General features: G+C 57.5%; 10 protein-coding genes. All 10 read right to left on the bottom strand.

The window, feature by feature from the left end; all coding sequences use genetic code 11:
* Positions 1-121: 121 nt before the first annotated feature.
* Positions 122-580, bottom strand: coding sequence for an SMI1/KNR4 family protein (locus tag HU759_RS01780; protein ID WP_186617835.1), 459 nt, complete (start codon positions 578-580; stop codon positions 122-124).
* Between the two features lie 133 nt (positions 581-713).
* Positions 714-1412, bottom strand: coding sequence for a transposase (locus HU759_RS01775; RefSeq protein WP_186617833.1), 699 nt, complete (start codon positions 1410-1412; stop codon positions 714-716).
* 349 nt (positions 1413-1761) lie between these two features.
* Positions 1762-2091 carry a hypothetical protein gene (locus tag HU759_RS01770; RefSeq protein ID WP_017135223.1) on the bottom strand — a complete coding sequence of 110 codons (330 nt, stop codon included), beginning with the start codon at positions 2089-2091 and terminating at the stop codon, positions 1762-1764.
* Positions 2092-2242: 151 nt separating this feature from the next.
* Positions 2243-2794 (bottom strand): hypothetical protein, encoded by a 552-nt coding sequence (locus tag HU759_RS01765; protein ID WP_186617831.1) that lies wholly within the window; start codon positions 2792-2794, stop codon positions 2243-2245.
* Positions 2795-2932: 138 nt separating this feature from the next.
* Entirely contained in the window at positions 2933-3592 is a 660-nt protein-coding gene (locus HU759_RS01760) for a transposase (protein ID WP_264082972.1), read from the bottom strand.
* A gap of 189 nt (positions 3593-3781) precedes the next feature.
* Positions 3782-4378 carry a DUF1629 domain-containing protein gene (locus tag HU759_RS01755; RefSeq protein ID WP_186617827.1) on the bottom strand — a complete coding sequence of 199 codons (597 nt, stop codon included), beginning with the start codon at positions 4376-4378 and terminating at the stop codon, positions 3782-3784.
* 1 nt (position 4379) lies between these two features.
* Entirely contained in the window at positions 4380-14792 is a 10413-nt protein-coding gene (locus HU759_RS29775; RefSeq protein ID WP_186617825.1) for a hemagglutinin repeat-containing protein, read from the bottom strand.
* Positions 14793-14823: 31 nt separating this feature from the next.
* A complete protein-coding gene (locus tag HU759_RS01735; RefSeq protein WP_186617823.1) occupies positions 14824-16548 on the bottom strand; it encodes a ShlB/FhaC/HecB family hemolysin secretion/activation protein in 1725 nt (574 codons plus the stop codon).
* Positions 16549-16998: 450 nt separating this feature from the next.
* Positions 16999-17481, bottom strand: coding sequence for a poly-beta-1,6-N-acetyl-D-glucosamine biosynthesis protein PgaD (pgaD, locus tag HU759_RS01730; RefSeq protein WP_099549572.1), 483 nt, complete (start codon positions 17479-17481; stop codon positions 16999-17001).
* Between the two features lie 2 nt (positions 17482-17483).
* The gene (gene pgaC / locus HU759_RS01725) at positions 17484-18824 is read right to left on the bottom strand and encodes a poly-beta-1,6-N-acetyl-D-glucosamine synthase (protein WP_170039362.1); all 1341 of its coding nucleotides are present in this window, start codon (positions 18822-18824) and stop codon (positions 17484-17486) included.

The raw sequence follows: 18824 nt of genomic DNA, 5'->3' as shown, positions 1-18824 counted from the left end.
TCGCCGTCTGGTTAACATCAGTGAACGCCTGACCACCAATCTTACCTTCCGCCGTTACTTTCGGAGCAGTAGCTTTTGGACCTAGCCTTTCTCAACCTTTTTTTAAACGCAGAATCATTATTCAACTGAAAGAAATTATTCTTTTTTCTAAGAAATCGATAAAGTTCTTCGCATACAAACTAGAAGTTTTATCAGAAAGTTCAAGCCTATAAACAGGATACTCCCCATCATTAAGACCATCGTCCGTGGCAAAATAAAATGATTCCCCTGCACCCGGCGGTTCGCAGATAAATAGCCTCTCCTTCCCACACAACCCATTTCGACCGTTAACGATTGACATATAAACGATATCACCCCCCCTTACACTATCAAAATCCATTTCGTAGATACTATAAATCTCCTCCCCAGATATTTCCCCGCCAGAATAACACTTCAGCCACCATTTATAGCTATCAGGCAACTTCAACCCAATACGAGCTTCAGCTTTATAAATCCACTCATCAGCAATCCCGTCACCATAATCAGCAAACTCAACGAAATCCGACTCTTTAATAAGATTAATGATTCTCGAATAATCCACGCCTAATTACTCCCCGCTCCGAGCCCGCAACTTCCAATACTCCGACTGATAAGAATTAAACTCTTTAGCCTGCTTTGTCAATGTTTTTGCATTCAAATCCGTAGAGGAAAATAGGGGTCAGACCACTATTCTTCTATTCTCTTAACTCATACTTTTTTGGGCGTCCTGACACACCCTGCGAAACTCTTTTACCTAATGCGTGCGCGATCTCGGACGCAAACTTCTGATCGCCCAAAACATAATTACCGTTTGTAGAAGATCGGATTTGTTCTATCAGCCCAGGTGAAAGTCGATCATTGAATAAAGACCGGTAAGCTTCGGCTCGTTGCGCGCTGCCGCTACCTAATTCGCTATAAGCCGCATGCGGGCTTATAAAGCCTGACAGCTCGCCCTGTGCGTTTGCCCTATAGCTGGTCCAGCGATAGTCGCCCGGATGAATAACCATACCGGCTCTAACCGGGTTCATTTCGATATATCGATAGCAAGCTAAAACATAGTTTTCTTGTTGAACCAAACATGAACGGAAACGGCCTTCCCACAACGTACCCGTTCGTTGATATGTTCGATTGACATATTGAACGTAGCGCTGCCCAAGCCCCTTCATAAGCAGCCCAGCCCCTGCGCAGCAGGTGGGAGTCAACAACAAATGAACATGATTTGTCATCAAGCACAATGCGTGAACTTTACAGCCATAAAATTCAGCAAGCATGGCTAATGTATCAATGTAAAAAATATAGTCTTCATCTGAGTAAAAACACGCAGACCGATTGTTTCCCCGTTGAATAATATGCAACGGGATATCCGGCAGTAAAACCCTAGGACGGCGAGCCATATAAACCCCTAACTGGATAAGAGCTTACAGCTTAGCCGCCCTTCAACAGGCCAACAGAGTGGAATAATTACAAAAAATAAATCATGTTTTTAAAGAGCAACTCTGCTCAACTCTAAAAAACAAAACCGTGGTCTGACCCCTATTTCATGCGTAAAAAATTAACTTTTGCTTCGCAAGCTCTAGCGGTATGGAATGCATTACTCAGCTCCTTTTTTCGAAGGGTATGCCGGGAGAGCTGACCTAGGACCGCCCGGATTATATCTAAATCCTCCTGGCATATGCGCGTCCAAATGCCGTGGGATCCCTCAGGGTCTGCCCCCTATTTCCCTTCAAACTCGCCGCTTAATTATCAAGGATAAACAAAGTCTATACTAATTTTAACTTCAACTAAATCCAAGGTCACCTCACAGCCACTCCACGCTGGCAGCCCTCCTGTAAGTTTATTCTCAACATACCAACTACGCAGCTCTGTTAAAAGAGCTAAAATATCTGTATTGGCTCGCCCGCCTGCCGTGAACCAGGCAACGTTACCTTGTTTATCAATGTAGTCATACTCATACTCACAGCTATCTAGCTCTTGGGAGAGCTGTGCACGCATTATAATTTTACATGCTCCATCGGGAGCAATCTGAAATAAAATGCTCCCAATGTCATTGTAGATATCATCATCACTACGCATCAATTTCCACCCGGTGAGTTTTTAAATACAATCTCTTTTGGACGAGCACCGCCTATTGAATACTCCACATTAAAGCTATCTGGCCGAACACTTTTACCAGAATACACAGGCTCAATCTTCAGAATCCCTCAGGGTCAGACCACTATTTCCTCTATTTATTTTTTTTAGCTATCATCAGTGCTCTATCAATCATATCGGAGGTAATGTAAGGCACAAATCCGAGCCTGTCGCCCTTCCCAAAGCTCTGTTTATATTCATCCAGACGTACCGTATCACCAGCCAGTGCTAGAGCCGCCAAATGGCGAACTGGCATTGCACCTTTAGCATCTGTTGGTAGCACTCTATAAGCGCTCAACCCCTCGTCAATACTCTGAGAGCGAGCCCAAGACAACGCCTTCTCAGACAGCCTAATAACATCATCTTCAGAAAAACTAGACAATTTCTCCGGAGCTTCATTACTAACTATGATCGGAGCATTACTACCGCCATCACCCATTATAAAAGAAGCGGCCTCCGAGAATTCCTTTGAGGAGATGGAGGGCATAAGCGAAACCCGGAAATGGTCCGAGCGCTTACCAACAGATGGGATGACCTGAAGCTGAGCCTCTCCGACGTCAGTGACGCAAAAATAATCACCAACTTCATCTTTGCTACAAGTCCATCCCAGTTCCTTCAAGATTGAAACCACATCTTTTTCTTTCATTACTTAGCACCAGGGAACTTCATAAGTTCAATAGGAATGCCATTAGGATACCCTCGCTCCTTTAACGGCACACCCGGTTTCAGGCCAAAGCTTTCAGCCACTTTACCCCTAGTGGAAATAGGGGTCAGACCACTATTCTTAAATTTTTAACACCCAACTTTTCGGGCGTCCTGACACACTCGGTGAAACTCTTTTACCTAATATCTGCGCAATCTCTGACGCAAACTTCTGATCGCCCAAAACATAATTGCCGTTTGTAGAAGAGCGAATTTGTTCTATCAACTCAGGTGAAAGCCGATCCATGAATATTGACCGGTAAGCTTCGGCTCGTTGCGCGGCGCCGCTACCTAAGTCGCTATAAACTGTATGAGGGCTTATAAAGCCTGATAGCTCGCCCTGTGCGTTTGCCCTATAGCTGGTCCAACGGTTGTCGCCCGGATGAGCAACCATACCCGCTCTGACCGTGTTCATTTCAATATATCGATAGCAAGCTAAAACATAGTTGTCTTGTTGAACCAAACAGGAGCGGAAACGGCCTTCCCACAACGTACCCGTTCGTTGATATGTTCGATTGACATATTGAACGTAGCGCTGCCCCAGCCCCTTCATAAGTAGGCCAGCCCCCGCGCAGCAGGTGGGAGTCAACAACAAGTGAACATGGTTTGTCATCAAGCACAATGCGTGAACTTTACAGCCATACAATTCAGCAAGCACGGCTAATGTATCAATGTAAAAAATATAGTCTTCATCTGAGTGAAACCACGCAGGCCGATTGTTTCCCCGTTGAATAATATGCAACGGGATATCCGGCAGTAAAGCCCTAGGACGGCGAGCCATATAAACCCTTAACTGGATAAGAGCTTACAGCTTAGCCGCTCTTCAACAGGCCAACACAGTGGAATAATTACAAAAAATAAATCATGTTTTTAAAGAGCAACTCTGCTGAACTCTAAAAAATAAAACCGTGGTCTGCCCCCTATTTCCCCTTTATGCAACAGTAACCTTATCGCCATTAACCGACTCAAATACCGCCCCCACCACTCCTGCTGCCTCAAATCGAAGTTTCACATCTTCGCTCACTACAATCGCACCCAAATATTTTTTAATCCTAAAAATATGAAAAGCACCTACTTTTGACTCATCTATGGCCAAATTATAAAACGCGCGGTATTGACCAGCCATGTCTGGGCGCACAGGATCATTCACTGAAAACTTTGTAAACCTTGAAGACTCTTCATCTACACAATCTATTTGTGTTTCTATGATCATTAGAAAATAATTTTGCGAAACGTGTTTCCCTTCGATATCAACGGGCTCGAAGACCACATTTTGATAAGGTTGATCGACTTCAGACAAACCTATGAGTGAATTTCGAGCTCTCTCACTCAGAACAGGAACACTCGCATAGCCCGCTAGAGAATAATCAATTTCAACGCCGTCGAACCTGACATCGAGCGTATATCTGCCAGGCTCCATGAAATTAAGGGGTGGATTACTAAAGTTCCAATTATCCACATGCCTCACATCGCCGAGCACCCACTTTTCGGAAATAGAAAGATCCTGACGCAGCAAATAATATTTCATATCAATCCCTAGTCAGCCACTTATTAACTTCACTACCCACTATCACTGCTTCCTTTTTAATTCCATCCAACGTCTTTGTAACAGCCGATTTATAGGCTGGTGTTCCAGGCGCTAAGCCTTGAGTAGCCTGTTCCAAACTCCCATATACATACTGGTGATACTCTATGGGGTGCGGCCCTCTATGCCCTGGCACCGCAACTAAATTTTCAGTTGCTCGATTAATATTAAGATCTGCCCCATCAAAGAAGCGCTGATACTCCTTTGTCCAGGCGATCTGCCCATTCGCACCAGAAGTACATTTATTAGTACAAATATGATGTATCGGAATCGACTCATAGTTAACTGGTGCACTAACGTTGGTTCTTCCGCCCTCTAACGTGACATATCCCCCACTATTATCTCGGTACACGGGCTTACCATCGGCAGTATAACGCCCAGTTGAGTTGTACAAACCACCTCGGGGCCCTTCGACGGTGGCAGTGCCATCTGCGTTTCGAGTCAGGCGATATTCACTTGGTACCTTAAACTCAGGTGAAGGTAAAGCCAGCGGTCTGGTGGGCGATATTTCTCCTATCGTTTTTGCACCCTGAATCTCATTACTGGCGCTGCTAATCAGCTTCGATGCTTCGCTGATATCGCCCCTGTTCAGAGCTTTGCGTGCCATTTTCAAGGTGCCGGAAATAATCCGTTCACCTGGAATAAGAGATGCTGCTACCTCAAGGTAATCAAGTGCACTCTCAGCCTCCGCTACGCTTTTAACTGTGCCGATAACTGGTACAAAATTTGCGCCTTCTGACAGGGCACCTTTGAGCTCTTCACGCCGCTGAGTATACATCTTGACCGAGCACGCTTGCTCACTCATGCCAGCGCAGTTTTGCTCCTTGTAGTGTTGGTTTTCTGCTTTGACGCGGTCTTCAGCCTGCTGCTCAAGTGTCTTATGTGCGGCTAATGCTTCTGCAATATCACTGAGGGAGTTGTTCTCCACCGCATTGCTTCCCGCCTTTGCCCCAGTAACCGCACCGCCCAGATCACCACCAGCAATCCCCCCAGCCAACCCTGCTGCTAGACCCGAAAGTGCAACAACCGTCTCTCTCTCCTCCTCCGTCAACTCGATTGTATTCTTGCCCGGATACAACTGATGGGCGATGAATTCACCCGTCGCAGCTCCCGCAGCCCCCGCCCCCGCAGAGTTGCCTTGCGCCTGCGCCACCACTGCACCCAATACGGCATGCGCCATGGTGTTGAGTACAGCGTTGTCTCCGGTGGTTTTCCTAATGACTTGCGCCATGTACGGCGCCGACGCGCCCGCAATGGCGGAACCGATATCGCCGCCCACCAACCCTTGCAACGCTGCTGTCACCGCCTGCGCTACACGTGGGTAATTGCCGCCGACCCCGTAGTCCGCCATGATCCGTTGATAAGCGTCAGTGGCAATCAGTTGTTTCTTGTAGGCATCGACGTCCTCTTTTTTGGCATCTTTTCCAGGGTCCTTGATGCCACGCTTATCAAGTTCAGCACGCGCCTCTTTATCAGCATCGATCTGGCCTTGGGTTCGAACGATGTCTACTGCCTGAGTACCAATATCCGCAATCAACTGCACCTGGCGCAGGCGCTTCTGCTCTTTTTCCTTATCAAAGATCGGGCTGATGCTGCCGTTGGCGTGTTCAACATCGTGGCTCAGCGTTGCAACGTCCTGCTGCTGTTTAGCAGGGTCGCGGATGTCGAGGGTGCCGTTGGAAATGGCCGATGACGTGGTGCCGCTGTCACTGTCGCCATGATTGAACGCGATCAAGCTGCCGGAGGGCATATTGCTGATGAAGGCGTTCGCTCCGCTTGCGCCACTGCTCACACTGGCGCTCTGCAACTGGCTTGTATACTCAGCCTCGTTCTTTAAAACGCTCCATCCCAGCGTGCCGGTGCTCAGGCGGTTTTTGTCCGCTGTTGCGGTGCTGCCGATTACGCTGCCATCGAGTTGCGTGTGGTTGCCTACGTCAATCTGGTAGCCGCCCTTACCGCCGAACAGGCCGGTTTGCTCCTGCACACTCTGGTATTTGGAGTCGATCTTGCTTTTACTGATGCTCAGGTTTGCACTGCCACCGGTGCCGATGATGGCGAAGCTGACGCCCCCACTCACGTCCGTCTGCTTGGACTTGTAGTTATCGGTGTCTTGCAGACTTTGCAGCGTAAGGTCGCGCCCCACAGTAGCGGTAATTTTGTCTGCGCTGACCTGCGCGCCCTTCAGGGCGGTGTCTCGGCCGCTGATCAGGCTGACCTGTTTGCCCGCATCCAGGGTTGTTTCCGTCCAGGTGGTGCCGGTGCCCTTCTCGTTACCGGTGCCTTTGTTGGCATTGGCGAAAATGCTCAGGCCGCCGCCTTCGGAACCCACGCCTAGGCTGATACCTACCGCACCACCACTGCTGCTATTTTTGCCATCAAGTTTTTGGTTATTCGCCGCAGCTTCCAGGCGAATATCGCGCTCCGCCGCCAGCCGCATCTCATTACCGGCCTGAAGCTTGCTGCCTTGAACATGGATGTCACCTGCGGCCCCAGGCGTACCGTTGCCGTCCGCCACGATGGTGAGGTTGTTGCCGGCCGTCAGGCTGCTGCCCTGGCTGAGTGTCTGCTCCTGGGTCTGTTTGGAATCGGATTTTTGCGAACCCAGGGAGATGCTGATCCCCACAAATTGCGACGCGTTAGCTCCGGTCATGCCGCCATTCTGCTGCGCCGCTTGCCACGCTTGCACGCCAGTCAAACCCGCCTTCACACCCTGCAGCGCCGAGAGGCGGCCGTCGTCCTCGTTCTTGGCTTGCTTGGCGGTCTTATAAGCGGAGTCCACCGCGCTACCCACGGTGCCGGACAACGCCAGGGTCAAACCACTGGTTTTGCTTTTGGAGGTCTGCTCGCTGCGGTTGTTGTTCTCGGAAGCCAGGATGCTGACATTTTGCCCAACCAGGCTGATGTCCTTACCAGCAACCACGTCAGAGCCGCGAATGGTCAGGTCTTTGCCAGCCTGAATATCCACGCTGCCCAGCACACTGCCGATGTTGCTGGCCCGGGTGGTTTCGGTGCTGCTGGTGAAGGTGTTCTGGTTGCTGCTTGAGCCCAACGTCACGCCGATGCCGCCGCTGCTCATCAAGCCCGATTTTTTGGTCGAGGACGAATGGCTTTGTTCAAAGGTTTCCGTTGCCCCATCAATCACCACATTGCGACCGGCAATCAGGCTGGTGGCGTTGGTGGAAACCACGTCGCTGGCGGTAGTGCCGATGTCACGGCCAGCACGCACGACCACGGTATCAGCGCTGATGGAAGAGCCCTGCTGGCTGATCTGGTTACTGCTGTCGATGCGCGTTTTCTGGCTGCTGGACAGCAACCCTTTGCTGGTTTTGGTTTTGCGGTAATAGCTGTAGTCGCTGTCTTGCGCGGCGTTCAGCGCCAGGTCATTGCCTGCGTACAGGTAGGCTTCCTTGCCGGCACTCGCACGGCTGGCGCTGACCACGAGGTCGTTGCCGGCACTGAGGGAGAGGTTCTCACCGGCAACCAGCGAGGTGCCCACTTGCTGAACGTGGTCTTCCTGGCTGGTGACCTTCTTGGAATTAAACGCCGAATGCTGTTCATTCGCCGCCGACGCCAGGTTCACATTGCCCTTGGCTACCAGCGCCAGATCACGCGTGGAATTCAACTGGCTGCCAATGGCGCTGATGTCCCGCGCAGCCACCACCTGGAAGTCGCGACCGGCCTCGATCACGGTGCCGTACTGGTTTGCGCTGCTGCTGCGCATGTAGGTGCTGACGGCATTGGCGTTGCGTTGTTCGGCGGTGGCCAGGTTTACATCGCGCCCGGCTTGAACGCCCAGGTCGGCGCCGCTTTTGAAGGCGCCGCCGGTGCTGTTGACGTCGCGGCCGGCTTGCAGGGTCAGGCTGTTGGCGGCCTCGATGCGCGCAGCGTTGTCAACGAAGTCGGTGCGCTCGGTGCGGTAGCCGCTGCTGCTCTGGTGGCTGGTGACGGTGCGTTCGTTGAGCACATCGCCATTTACCGCGCGCACGCTGACGTCGCGCCCGGCGATGATGCCGCCGGCGCGGTTGGTGAGGGTGTTGCCGGCGAGCAGGTCGAGGCGGTTGCCCGCTTGCACGAGGCCGCCGTTGACCATGTTGCGCCCGGCGCTGGCAGCGAGGTTGTTGGTGGCGCGCAGGGTGCCGACGTTGTTGAGGTCGGTGCCGCTGACCAGGTTCAGGTCGCTGCCGGTGATGAGTGCGCCGTTGGGCGCCAGGCGGTTGTTGGCCTGGGCCAGGTAGAGCACGGGCACCAGCACTTGCTGGCCGGCGACGGTGGCGTTTTCCATCCACACGATGTCGTGGGTCAGGGCCGCGACTTGTTCGGCGGTGAGGCTCACGCCTACGGCCAGGTTTAGCGCCTGTTTGGTGCCGATGGCGTTGTCCATCAGGTACTTGAACATCGCTGTGTCACTGGTCTGGCCATCGATGAAGCGCTGGCCGGTACGGGCGATCACGGCTTGCTGGATCAGGCGCTGTTCATACAGGCCGTCACCCAGGCGCTTTTGTGCCTGGTCCGGGTCGTAGCCCAGTTTGGACAGCATGTAGTCGGAGCTTAAGAACTGGCTGAGGTTGGTCAGCAGCGGGTTGGTTTCGATCAGGTATTTCTGTGGGTTGGAAACGAACTGGCTGTCTGGCAAGCCCTGCACGCGGTTGATCACCACGCCGTCGGCCGAGGTGCTGCTGCCGGGTACGACGGGGCCGGTAACCGGCATGCGGTCGACGCTGCCGCCGCCCAAGGTCCAGCCTTGCGGCCCGGTGCTGGCTGGCGCGCTGGCGCTTTGGCCACTGAGACGGAACAGCCCGCCTTGGCCGGTAGGCAAGGTAAAGCCGGGCAGGCTCAGCGGGTTGATCTGCTGTTGGGCCAGGTCCGGCGGCAGTTGCTGGTTGAGGGTCACGCGGGTGGAGTAACCGGCTGCGCCACTGGCACCGGTGGCGTCGGTGGTGGTTTTGGCGCCCGCACCGATGTAGCTATAGCCCAGGCGTACCACGCTGTTGTCGATACCGGCTTGGGCCTTGACGTCTACCGCGCCGCCCGCCTGAATCACGGCGGCGTAACGTTGGTCATCGCTGGCGATTTTGGTGACTTTGCCGAACTGGGTGCGCTCGATCTCCATCATGCCGATGAAGTTGGCCACGGTGGCTTCAAGGCCGCCGAGGTCATTGGGGTTGTAACCGGCGCTTTTGTACCAATATTTGTTGGTGAGTGCGGCGGCGGCGCCGAACCAGCCTTCAGGGTGCTTGGTGCGCTCTGACGTGAAAAGACGATAGGTCTCGGTCTCGCCGGTTTCGATGCCGGTGTTGACCAAGTTGTTCAGGCGCGCGGTGAAGTTACCGCCGGCCGCGATCGAGCTGCTGCTGTTGAGCAAGTCGCCGCCGGCCAACGTCATGTTGCCGCCGGCGGTGATGCTTGAACCGGCACTGGCAGCGGTCACTTCCAGTTTGTCGCGGGTCACCAACTCCCACACGTAGTTGCGCGGGGTGCCGCCGGCTTTGCAGTCACCGGCGTTAACGTACTTGATGCACGTGCCTTCGGTGGCCGAGGCGGTGTAGACACCCGCGTCGTTGACGTCGAGTACCGCCCGCTCGTTTTTGATCGAGTTGGCGGACAGGCTGAGGTTGCCGTCACTCTGAATCGTCGATGAGCTGTTGAGGATGCTGCTGGCCAGGCCGCCCTTGCCGTCGCGGTCGACGCTGAGGTTGCCCAGGCTGTAGACGTCGGCGTAGCTGTTGTTCAGCGCGTCCACACGCAGGCTCATGTCGCCACCGCTGAAGATCAGGCCGTGGTCATTGAGCAAGGCGCCGGTGGTGGCGACCAGTCGTTGGCCGCTGCCCAGGGTCGCGTAGTTGTTGAGTGTGCCGGCGTTGACCACCAGGTCGGTGGCGGCGGTGAGGCGCCCACGGTTGTTGAGTGTGCCGGCGATGGTAGCGGTGGTGACGCCGCCGCCGGCAATGCTGGCGGTGTCGCTCAAGTTGGCCTGTGCGGCGCTGAGGTTGAGGTTGCCCAGGCTGCTGATGCGCCCGCTGCTGTTGAGCGCGCCGCTCAAGGTCAGGTCGAGCGCGCCGTCGCTGGCGATCAGGCCGTGGGTGGTCCAGTTGGCGCCATTGCCGACAAAGCCTCGGGCACCGAGCAGTTGGCCGGTGGCGGTCTGGTCGAGGTTGTCGACGTTGACCGTGAGTTGCCCGGCCTGGATCACGCTGCTGTTGGTCCAGTTGCCCTGGGTGATGGTCAGGTCGCCACGGGTGACCAGGCTGCCGCCCACGTCGTTGAGGTTGGCCGGGGCAATGCCGAACTTGCCGGTGCCCACGTGCAGTACGTTGCCGCCCAGGTTCTGGAAGCTGCCGGCGTTGAGGGTCAGGTCGTTGTTGGCGGTTTCCAGCACGCCGTTGCGGTTGTCGAACAGACCGCCGATGGCGAATTCGGTGGTACCCGCCGTGCCCAGCGCACGCAGGCGCCCGGTCTGGTTATCGAGGCTGGCCGCGCGCACCTTCAGGCTGCTTTCGCTTTCGATGATGCCCAGGCGGTTGTTGAGTGCACCGCTGAGGTCCAGGTCGATCTGTTGGCCGGCGATCTGGCCGTCGTTGTCGCCGCTGTTATCGAAGTCATGCCCGACCACGCGCATCAGGCCTTTGGCATACAGCCCGCCGTTGCGGTTGTCGAAATTGCCGGTGGTGACCAGTGCGTTGCCGCCCTGCGCCGCGATGCGCCCGCCATAGTTGTCCACGCTGCCGGCTTGCAGGTTGAGGCTTTGCCCCTGCATCACGCCGCCCTGGCGGTTGTTGTTGAGGTCGTAACCGTTGCGCAGCACGCCGACCACTTGGGTTTGCAGTGCGGCCTTGAGGCTGGCGAGGGTGCCGCCACGGTTGTCGAGGCTGGCCGCGTTGATATTCAGGTCACCGGCCTGGGCGATCAGTTTGCCGCTCTGGTTATCCAGCGTGTCGGCCACGTTGGCGGTCATGCCGCCCTGGCTTTGCACGGTGCCTTTGCCATTGTCCAAGCGGTTGGCGGTGAGCAGGAGGTCGGCGTTCTGGCTGTAGATCAAGCCGTCGTTGCCGTTTTGTACCAGGCCGCTGGCGGTGAGGCTCAAGCGGTCGTTGGCGGCCAGGGTGCCACGGTTGCGGTTATCCAGGCCGACAGTCAGCAGGGTCAACAAACCTTGGCTGGCGATCTGGCCGCCCTGGTTGTTGATCTGCGCCGCGCGGCTGATCAGCAGCGGGCCGCCGCTGGCCAGTTTGCCGCTGGTGTTGGTCAGGGTCGCGAGCAGGTCAAGGGTGGTGGCGGTGCCGCCACTGATGCTGCCGGCGCTGTTGTCCAGGTTTTGCGTAGTCAGGCTCAGGGCCGCGCCGCTGTCGATCACGCCGCCCTGGGCGTTGTTCAGCAAGCCGCCGACGGTAAGCGTCTGCCCGGCCGCGCTGGAGAGTACGCCTTTGTTGCTGTTATCCAGTTCGCCGGCATTAACGGTCAGCGCTTTCTGGCTCACCAGTGCCCCGCCTGCGCTGTTGAGCAGGCTGGCGGTCAGCGTGGCATTAAGGTCGCCGTAACGGCTGGACAAGGTGCCGCCGTTGCGGTTGTCCAGGTTCGCGCCGCTGACCGTCAAACCCTGCCAGCCGGACATCAGGCCATTCTGGTTGATCAGGTTTTCGGCATTGAGCACCAGCAGGTTATTGCTGATCAGTTTGCCGTTGCTGTTGTTCAACGTGCGGCCGCTGAGGTTCAGAGTTTGCGCGCTGGAGAGTTCGCCTCCCTGGTTGCTGAGGTCACGCAGGTGGTTGATGGAGAGGTTGCCAGCGGTGGTGATCAGGCCACCCGCGTTGTTCAGGTCGCCGGTGGCGGTGCCGAAGTCCAGGGCAATCGCGCTGCCCAGCAGCGAGCCGTTCTGGTTGTCCAGCGCGGCGCTGTTGAGCGTCAGCGTATTGCTCGCGTTGAGCAGGCCCTGGTCGCGGTTGGTGAGGCGGCCAGCCACGTTGAGCAGCGTGTCGCCACGGCTGGTGAGGGTGCCGCCGCTGTTGTCGAGGTCGGTGGCGTGGGCGTCAACCGAGGCGGCGGCAATCATGCCTTTGACGTTGGCCAGGGCCTGGCCGATGCGCAGGGTCAGCGCGGCGTTGCTCAGCAGTTTGCCGCTGCTGTTGTCGAGGTTGTCGGCGGTGAGTGTGAACGCCTGGCTGCCGGAGATTTCGCCGCCCTGGTTATGCACGTTCTTGAGGTTGTTGAGCATCAACAGCGGCGCGTTGATCAGCCCGCCCTGGTTATTGAACTCGCCACGGTGCAGGTCCAGCGTCAGCGCCTCGGCGCTGGTGATCTGGCCGCCTTGCTGGTTGTTGAGGTCGGCAGTGCCAAGGGACAGGGCCTGGCGCGCACTCAGGGTGCCGTTCTGGCTGTTGTCGACGCTTGCGGCGTTGAGTATCAGGCTGCCATCGGTGACCAGCCGCCCGCCTCGGTTGTCCACCGCGCCGAGTGCACTGAGGGTCAGCGGCCCTGCGCTGGAGAGCGTGCCGCCGCCGTTGGCCAGCGTGCGCGCGGTGATGCTCAGCAGCCCTTCACTGCTGATCAAACCCTGGTTGCGGTTAAGCAGTTGGTCGACATTCAAACCTGCACCGGCGCCAGCAATCAGCAGCCCGCCGTCGCTGTTATCCAGTTGCGTAGCGGTCACCACAACGCCCGCACGGCTGGACAGCTCGCCGTTGCGATTGTCGATGTTGGCGACATTGACCTGCACACCACCCACGCCTGCGACCAAGCCTTTTTGGCGGTTATCGAGGCTATTACCGGCCACGCTCACCGTGCCTTGGCTGGTGACCAACCCGGCTTGGTTGTTGAGGCTGCCGACGTTGAGGCTGAGCGCATTGCCCGCTGTGATAAGGCCTGCGACGTTATCGAGGGTCGCGACTGTGAGCGTTGCGGTGTCGAGGCTTGAGAGTTCACCGCCCTGGTTATGCAGCTCACCGACGACGACGGTCAGCGGCCCGTTGCTGGTGACCAACCCACCTTGGGTGTTCTGCAGGCGATCAGCGGTGATGGCCAGGCCGCCGTTGCTGAGAATGCGGCCTTTGTTCTGGTTATCGACTGTGGCAGCGGTAATTTGGGTGTGTTGTTTGGCACCCAGTGTGCCGCCCTGGTTGTTCAACGCTTGGGCATCCACGCTCAACGCGCGGCTGGCAATCACACTGGCGCCGGTGTTGGTGACGGCCTTGCCGCGCAGGCTCACATCGCCTGTGGCGTTGCGAGTGTTGTCGGCGTTGACGCCGGCTTCGATGATGTCGCCATTGGTCAGCGTGCCGCCGCTGGACAGCGCAATGCGGTCACGGGCGGCCAGGCTCTGGCGGTTAGTGAGGTCGCCCTGGGTGTTCACGTTAAGGGCTGTACCGGCATACACCGGCCCTTTGGCGTCCAGGCTTGCGGCGTTGATGTTGACCGCGCCGCTGGCGGCGGTTTGCGCCATGCTCAAATGCCCATTGGCATCGAGCTGGATATCACCACCACTGGCCGCCAACGTGCCGTCGAGCTTCACGCCCACACCGGCTTCGGTGCCCACCAGTTTGATCGCACCGGCGTACATGCCGCCCAAGGCGCTGGAGTCGATGGCCAGCTCGGGTTTGGTGCTGCCGTCGTCGGCACGGGCGGTGGCTTTCAGGCTTTTGGCGTCGACGTCGTTGCGCCCGGCGACCACGGCCAGTTCACGGGCGTTGATCTGCGCGTTGATCTTGGCCGAGCGGGTAATGATTTCGAAGCGGTCGACGTTGCTGGCGTTCAGGCCTTCGCCGTCGATGGTCACGGCGCCGCCGTCCACTTGGTAGTGGTCCAGGCGACCGACGTTGTCCATCATCGGCTTGCCGGTGGTCAGGGTCACGTTGGGCGTGTTGATAAACCCGCAGCCGCTGCACGTGATGCCGTAAGGGTTGGCGACGATGACTTTGGCCGACTGCCCCGCTACTTCGGTGTAACCGCGCAGCTGGCTCGGGCTGCCGCCGTTGACTTCGTTGAGGATAACGTTGGCCGCGCCGCCCTTGAGGTTGGGGTTGCCGACGATGTAACCGCCCAGCTGGGTGTTCTGCAGCGCGCCAGTGGCGTTGTTGAGGATCACGCCGTTGGGGCCGACGTTGTAGTCCTTGAACTGGTTGTGGGACAAGCCACTGCCATTGGGGGTGGCGATGTTCACCACCGGCACGCCATTGCCGGCCTGGCCGACGCTGGTGGCCGGGTTGCTCACCACAATGCCTTCGGCCTGGGCCAGCAACGGCTGCCAGAACAGCGCGTTGACCAGGATCAGCACCAGGCCGCGCTTGGGCAGGCCGAAGAACGCGTCGCGGCGCTTCAGGGCAGCAGAAGGTTGGCGGGCCAGAAAGGCAAAGTGGCGAACATCCATGGTCAAATTCTCGTTGCAGCGGGGCGTTGAATTACAGGAAGAAATCCATGCGGAAGTAGATCGGCGCTTCACGCTCCGTCACCACTCCAGGTCTTTCTAACGAGTGGGCAAACGTCACGCTGGTGCTGACGTATTTGCCACGGGCGAACAGTTCCACGGAGTTGCTTGAAACGCGGCCGTGGTTGTCACCGTTGTAACGGTCGTTGCGGATCACGCCCTGGTCGTAACCGAGGCTGGTGCCGTATTCGGCGAAGGCCGGGCGCAGCCATTCCAGGGTGACCGGGCGCGCCCAGCGCACTTCGTTGCGCCAGTAGCCGCCGCTGTCGCCGGACAGTTGCTGATCCTTGAAACCGCGCACCGACGACGAGCCGCCGAGGCTGATGCGCTGCGGCGAGAACAGCACGTCTTCACTGCGTTGACCGGTGGCCAGGCTGGTGAAACTGAACGACTCGCCCCACAGGCGAAACGGCTGCAAATAGCTGACCGTGGCAGTGTATTTACGGTAATCCGGGGTGGGCGTGAGGTTGCCGAACTGGTCGCGGTGCTGGTCGTCGCGCTGGGCGTCAAAGGCGCCGATGCCGTTCTGTACGCCGAGGTCGATGTTGACGAAGGCATTGCCGATGCGCCGGCCGTGGTTGATACCAAACTGCAACTCACTGAGGCGGTTGCTGCTGATTTCGAGCTGGGCGTCGTTGACGTAGTTGTTGGTGCGCAGGTGAGCCACACCCACGTTGACCGAGGTTTTGCTTACGTCATCGCGGTGAATCACGCGCTCTGCGCGCAGTTGGTGGTTCTGGCTGTCGCCCGACTGCTTGAACTTGAAGGTGTCGGTGTAACCCAGCGCGCGGTAATCGCTCTCGCTGTAGGTGTAGGTGAAGTTCCACCAGCCCCACGGCACGTTGTAATAGAGCAGGGTGTTTTTCGAGGTTTTCTGGTGGTCGCTGATGGCGTCGTGGCCACCGCGCAGCACCAGTTGGTCAGCCAGGCCGAGCGGGCTGTCCCACTCCAGGCCCGCGCCCCATTGCTGCTCGCCGGTGCTGCGTTGCCCGTCGTTGTTGCGCGACAGGCTAGCGCGCCAGGGCTTTTGCGGGGTGTTCTTGACCACCACGTCGCTGCCGCCCACTTGCTTGCCGGGCGTCAGCTCCATTTGCGCCTGTTTGGACGGCAACCGGTTGAGCTGGTCCACCAGTTGCTCGACCTCGCGCAGGTTCAGCGCCTCACCGACCTTGCCGGGAAACGCCATGGCCAGTTCACGCTCGGTGACGTTGCTGCCTTCGGCGCTGCGCACCGCTTCGAGTTTGCCTTCGACCACCAACACCTGCAGATGGCCACTGGAGAGGTCTTGTTGCGGCAAGTAGGCGCGGCTGGTGACGCGGCCTTTGGCGATGTAATAGTCGGTGATGACCTTGAGCAGCTCATTGAGCTGCGAGACGCCCAGGCATTGGCCTACATAGGGTTTGAGCAGCAGCGCACGGTCGCCAGCAGGCAGGCTGTCGGCGCCCTTCAGTTCGATGTCTTTGATCGGGAAGCAGCGGGTGTCGGCAGGCGTAGCCGGTGCCTGTGGCTTGGCTTCTTTGCCGGGCAGGTCCTGAAGCTCTTGCAGGCGCCGGCTTTGCTCTTCCAGCAGGCGGTTCTGCCGATCGCGGATCAGGTCTTGATCCCCAGGCGTGGGGGCGGCGGTGGCCGTATTCAGGCTCAGGCAGGCGAGCATGAAAGTGCACAGCAAGTACCGAGTCCGTGGCGATAAAAAAGACATGTTCGATCCATCGAAAATCAAGGGGCGGCAAACTACCATCGAACTAGCGCTGGCCCAAGAAACCGGGACAGTTGCACATTCGTGCTTATTACATCCGCAACACATTGATTGTTAACAATAAAGAGTTATCACAAAGAGATAATGGTGGCCGTTAGAAGTTTTATTCCGACCAGCGGCAACTCTTTTGATATTAATTCGGCAAACAATTTAGCAAATGCCATTATTTAGCCATCAACTACTTGCCGAGTTAGGTTAGTGCAGGGGAATAGCGAAAAGTTCGCGGTGTTTTTGTGAATTGGATCCCATTTATCGGAATTCCAAGCGACGCAGATGGAATGTGGGAGCTGGCTTGCCTGCGATGGCGGCGTGTCAGGTATTGATTGGTTGTTGGCCCACCGCTATCGCAGGCAAGCCAGCTCCCACAGGGGTCTTTGGTGTCTTTCGGAATTTCTAGCCGGCGTCTTTGCCTTTTTCCGCGCCGGGCACCAAGGTCAGGCCGGGGCGCTCCACGTCGCGGGAGACGTGGGACTTCACATCCTCGACACCGCCGTCTTCGTCGTTGTGGATCACCAGCACGCCCGGCTTGCGAAACTGCTCCAGGTGGCCGTCGCCCAAATTGAAACTCTCACTCAGGTTTTTGTCGCTCAGCGCATTGGCTTCGGCGCGGCGCTGGGCGAACTTGCGCCCACGGCGTTGCTGATAGCGCGCCCAACTGATCAGGATCACCGCGTTGAACAAGGCGATCCACAGGTAGATCTGCAAGGTGTTGAGCGCGGCGAAAATCGGCGCCTCAATACGTGGGCCGCCATGGGTTTCCAACATGGCGCCGATACCACGCGCGAGCAGCCAGATCAGGCCGCCCCACGCCAGCAGCGTCAGCAGCACGTCGATGATCCACATCACGGTGTTTTGGCGAGTTCTGACCAGCTTCATGGTCACGCCTCCTCTTCACTGGGTTTGATGCCGCGGTCCGGGCTGACCCAGCGCGCGCGTTTCTGGTGCTGGTTGAACAGCACCTTGGGAAAGCTGACCAGGGTGGTGAGCAGGCTGACCAGCCAGAACACCATCGGGTACCACACGGTCCAGAACAGGGTTTTCCACAGGTCCTTTTCATAGCGCCGGTCGATCAGGATGCTCACCGCGAACTGCAGCAGGCACACCATCGCCAGCACCAGCCCGGTAAAGGCCGGTGGCACCAGGGAATCCACGGCAATCGCCTGCGGCAGTACCACGAACTTGCCCACGCCCCAGAAGATCACCGAGAGCAGGAAGGTGAAGGCCCAGCCGGTGGACAGGCAGTACTCGAACAGCAGTGGCCACAGGTAGCGATGGCGCCATTGCCAGATGCCTCGGATGTTCTTGAACAGCACCTCGGCGCCGCCCTGGGCCCAACGCAGGCGCTGTTTCCACAGGCCGCCTACGGTTTCGGGCATGAGGATCCAGCACAGGGCACGAGGCTCGTAGAAGATCGCCCAGTGGTCCAGTTGCAGCTTCCAACTCACGTCGATGTCTTCGGTGATCATGTCGGTGGACCAGTAGTCGATGCGGTCCAGCGCCTTCTTGCGAAACGCCACCACCACACCCGACACCGTGAAGATCCGCCCGAACACGCGCTGGGTGCGCTTGATCAAGCCGATAATCGAGGAGAACTCGCCCACCTGCACCCGGCCGATCAAGGTTGAACGCGTGCGGATGCGTGGGTTGCCGGTCACGGCGCCCAGGCGCGGGTTGTCGAGCATCGGCGCGACCATGTAGGCCGCTGCGTTTTTGTCGAGCAAGGCATCGCCGTCGATGCACACCAGGTACTCACTGCGCGCCGCCACGGCGCCCATGCGCAAGGCCACGGCCTTGCCCTGGTTTTGCGCCAGGTGCAGCACACGCAGGCGTGGGTGTTGCAAGGCCAGGGCGTCGAGCACGGCAGCGGTGTTGTCCTTGGAACCGTCGTTGACGGCGATGACTTCGATATTCGGGTACACCTGGTTCAGGGCCGCATGAATGGTGTCGGCGGCGTTATCGCCCTCGTTGTAGCAAGGGATGATGATCGAGATCAGCGGGTTGCCGGCCAGGGTCGGCGCCGGCGTGTCTTCCTTCCACGGCCAATGCCGCTCCCAGTGCAGCCAGAAGTACAGCCCGCCGGCGATCCACAGCGCCGACATGAACAGCGGGTAGAAAAACACGAAGTCCATCAGGAACTGCCCGGTGACCAGGAAGATCAGGCCCAGGGGCACACCCAACACCAACGCCAACACGAATAAAGCCAGGATTCTGTCGAACAT

This window comes from Pseudomonas sp. OE 28.3 (assembly GCF_014268205.2).
Taxonomy (GTDB): domain Bacteria; phylum Pseudomonadota; class Gammaproteobacteria; order Pseudomonadales; family Pseudomonadaceae; genus Aquipseudomonas; species Aquipseudomonas edaphica.
The sequence above is the reverse complement of the archived record's forward strand: the minus strand, read 5'-3'. Positions and strand labels throughout refer to the sequence as shown.

Bases quoted from the DNA above. Each gene is read 5' to 3' on its own strand.
- HU759_RS01775 (WP_186617833.1), bottom strand. From the start codon at position 1,412: ATGGCTCGCCGTCCTAGGGTTTTACTGCCGGATATCCCGTTGCATATT.
- HU759_RS01770 (WP_017135223.1), bottom strand. From the start codon at position 2,091: ATGCGTAGTGATGATGATATCTACAATGACATTGGGAGCATTTTATTT.
- HU759_RS01765 (WP_186617831.1), bottom strand. From the start codon at position 2,794: ATGAAAGAAAAAGATGTGGTTTCAATCTTGAAGGAACTGGGATGGACT.
- HU759_RS01755 (WP_186617827.1), bottom strand. From the start codon at position 4,378: ATGAAATATTATTTGCTGCGTCAGGATCTTTCTATTTCCGAAAAGTGG.
- HU759_RS29775 (WP_186617825.1), bottom strand. From the start codon at position 14,792: ATGGATGTTCGCCACTTTGCCTTTCTGGCCCGCCAACCTTCTGCTGCC.
- HU759_RS01735 (WP_186617823.1), bottom strand. From the start codon at position 16,548: ATGTCTTTTTTATCGCCACGGACTCGGTACTTGCTGTGCACTTTCATG.
- pgaD (WP_099549572.1), bottom strand. From the start codon at position 17,481: ATGAAGCTGGTCAGAACTCGCCAAAACACCGTGATGTGGATCATCGAC.
- pgaC (WP_170039362.1), bottom strand. From the start codon at position 18,824: ATGTTCGACAGAATCCTGGCTTTATTCGTGTTGGCGTTGGTGTTGGGT.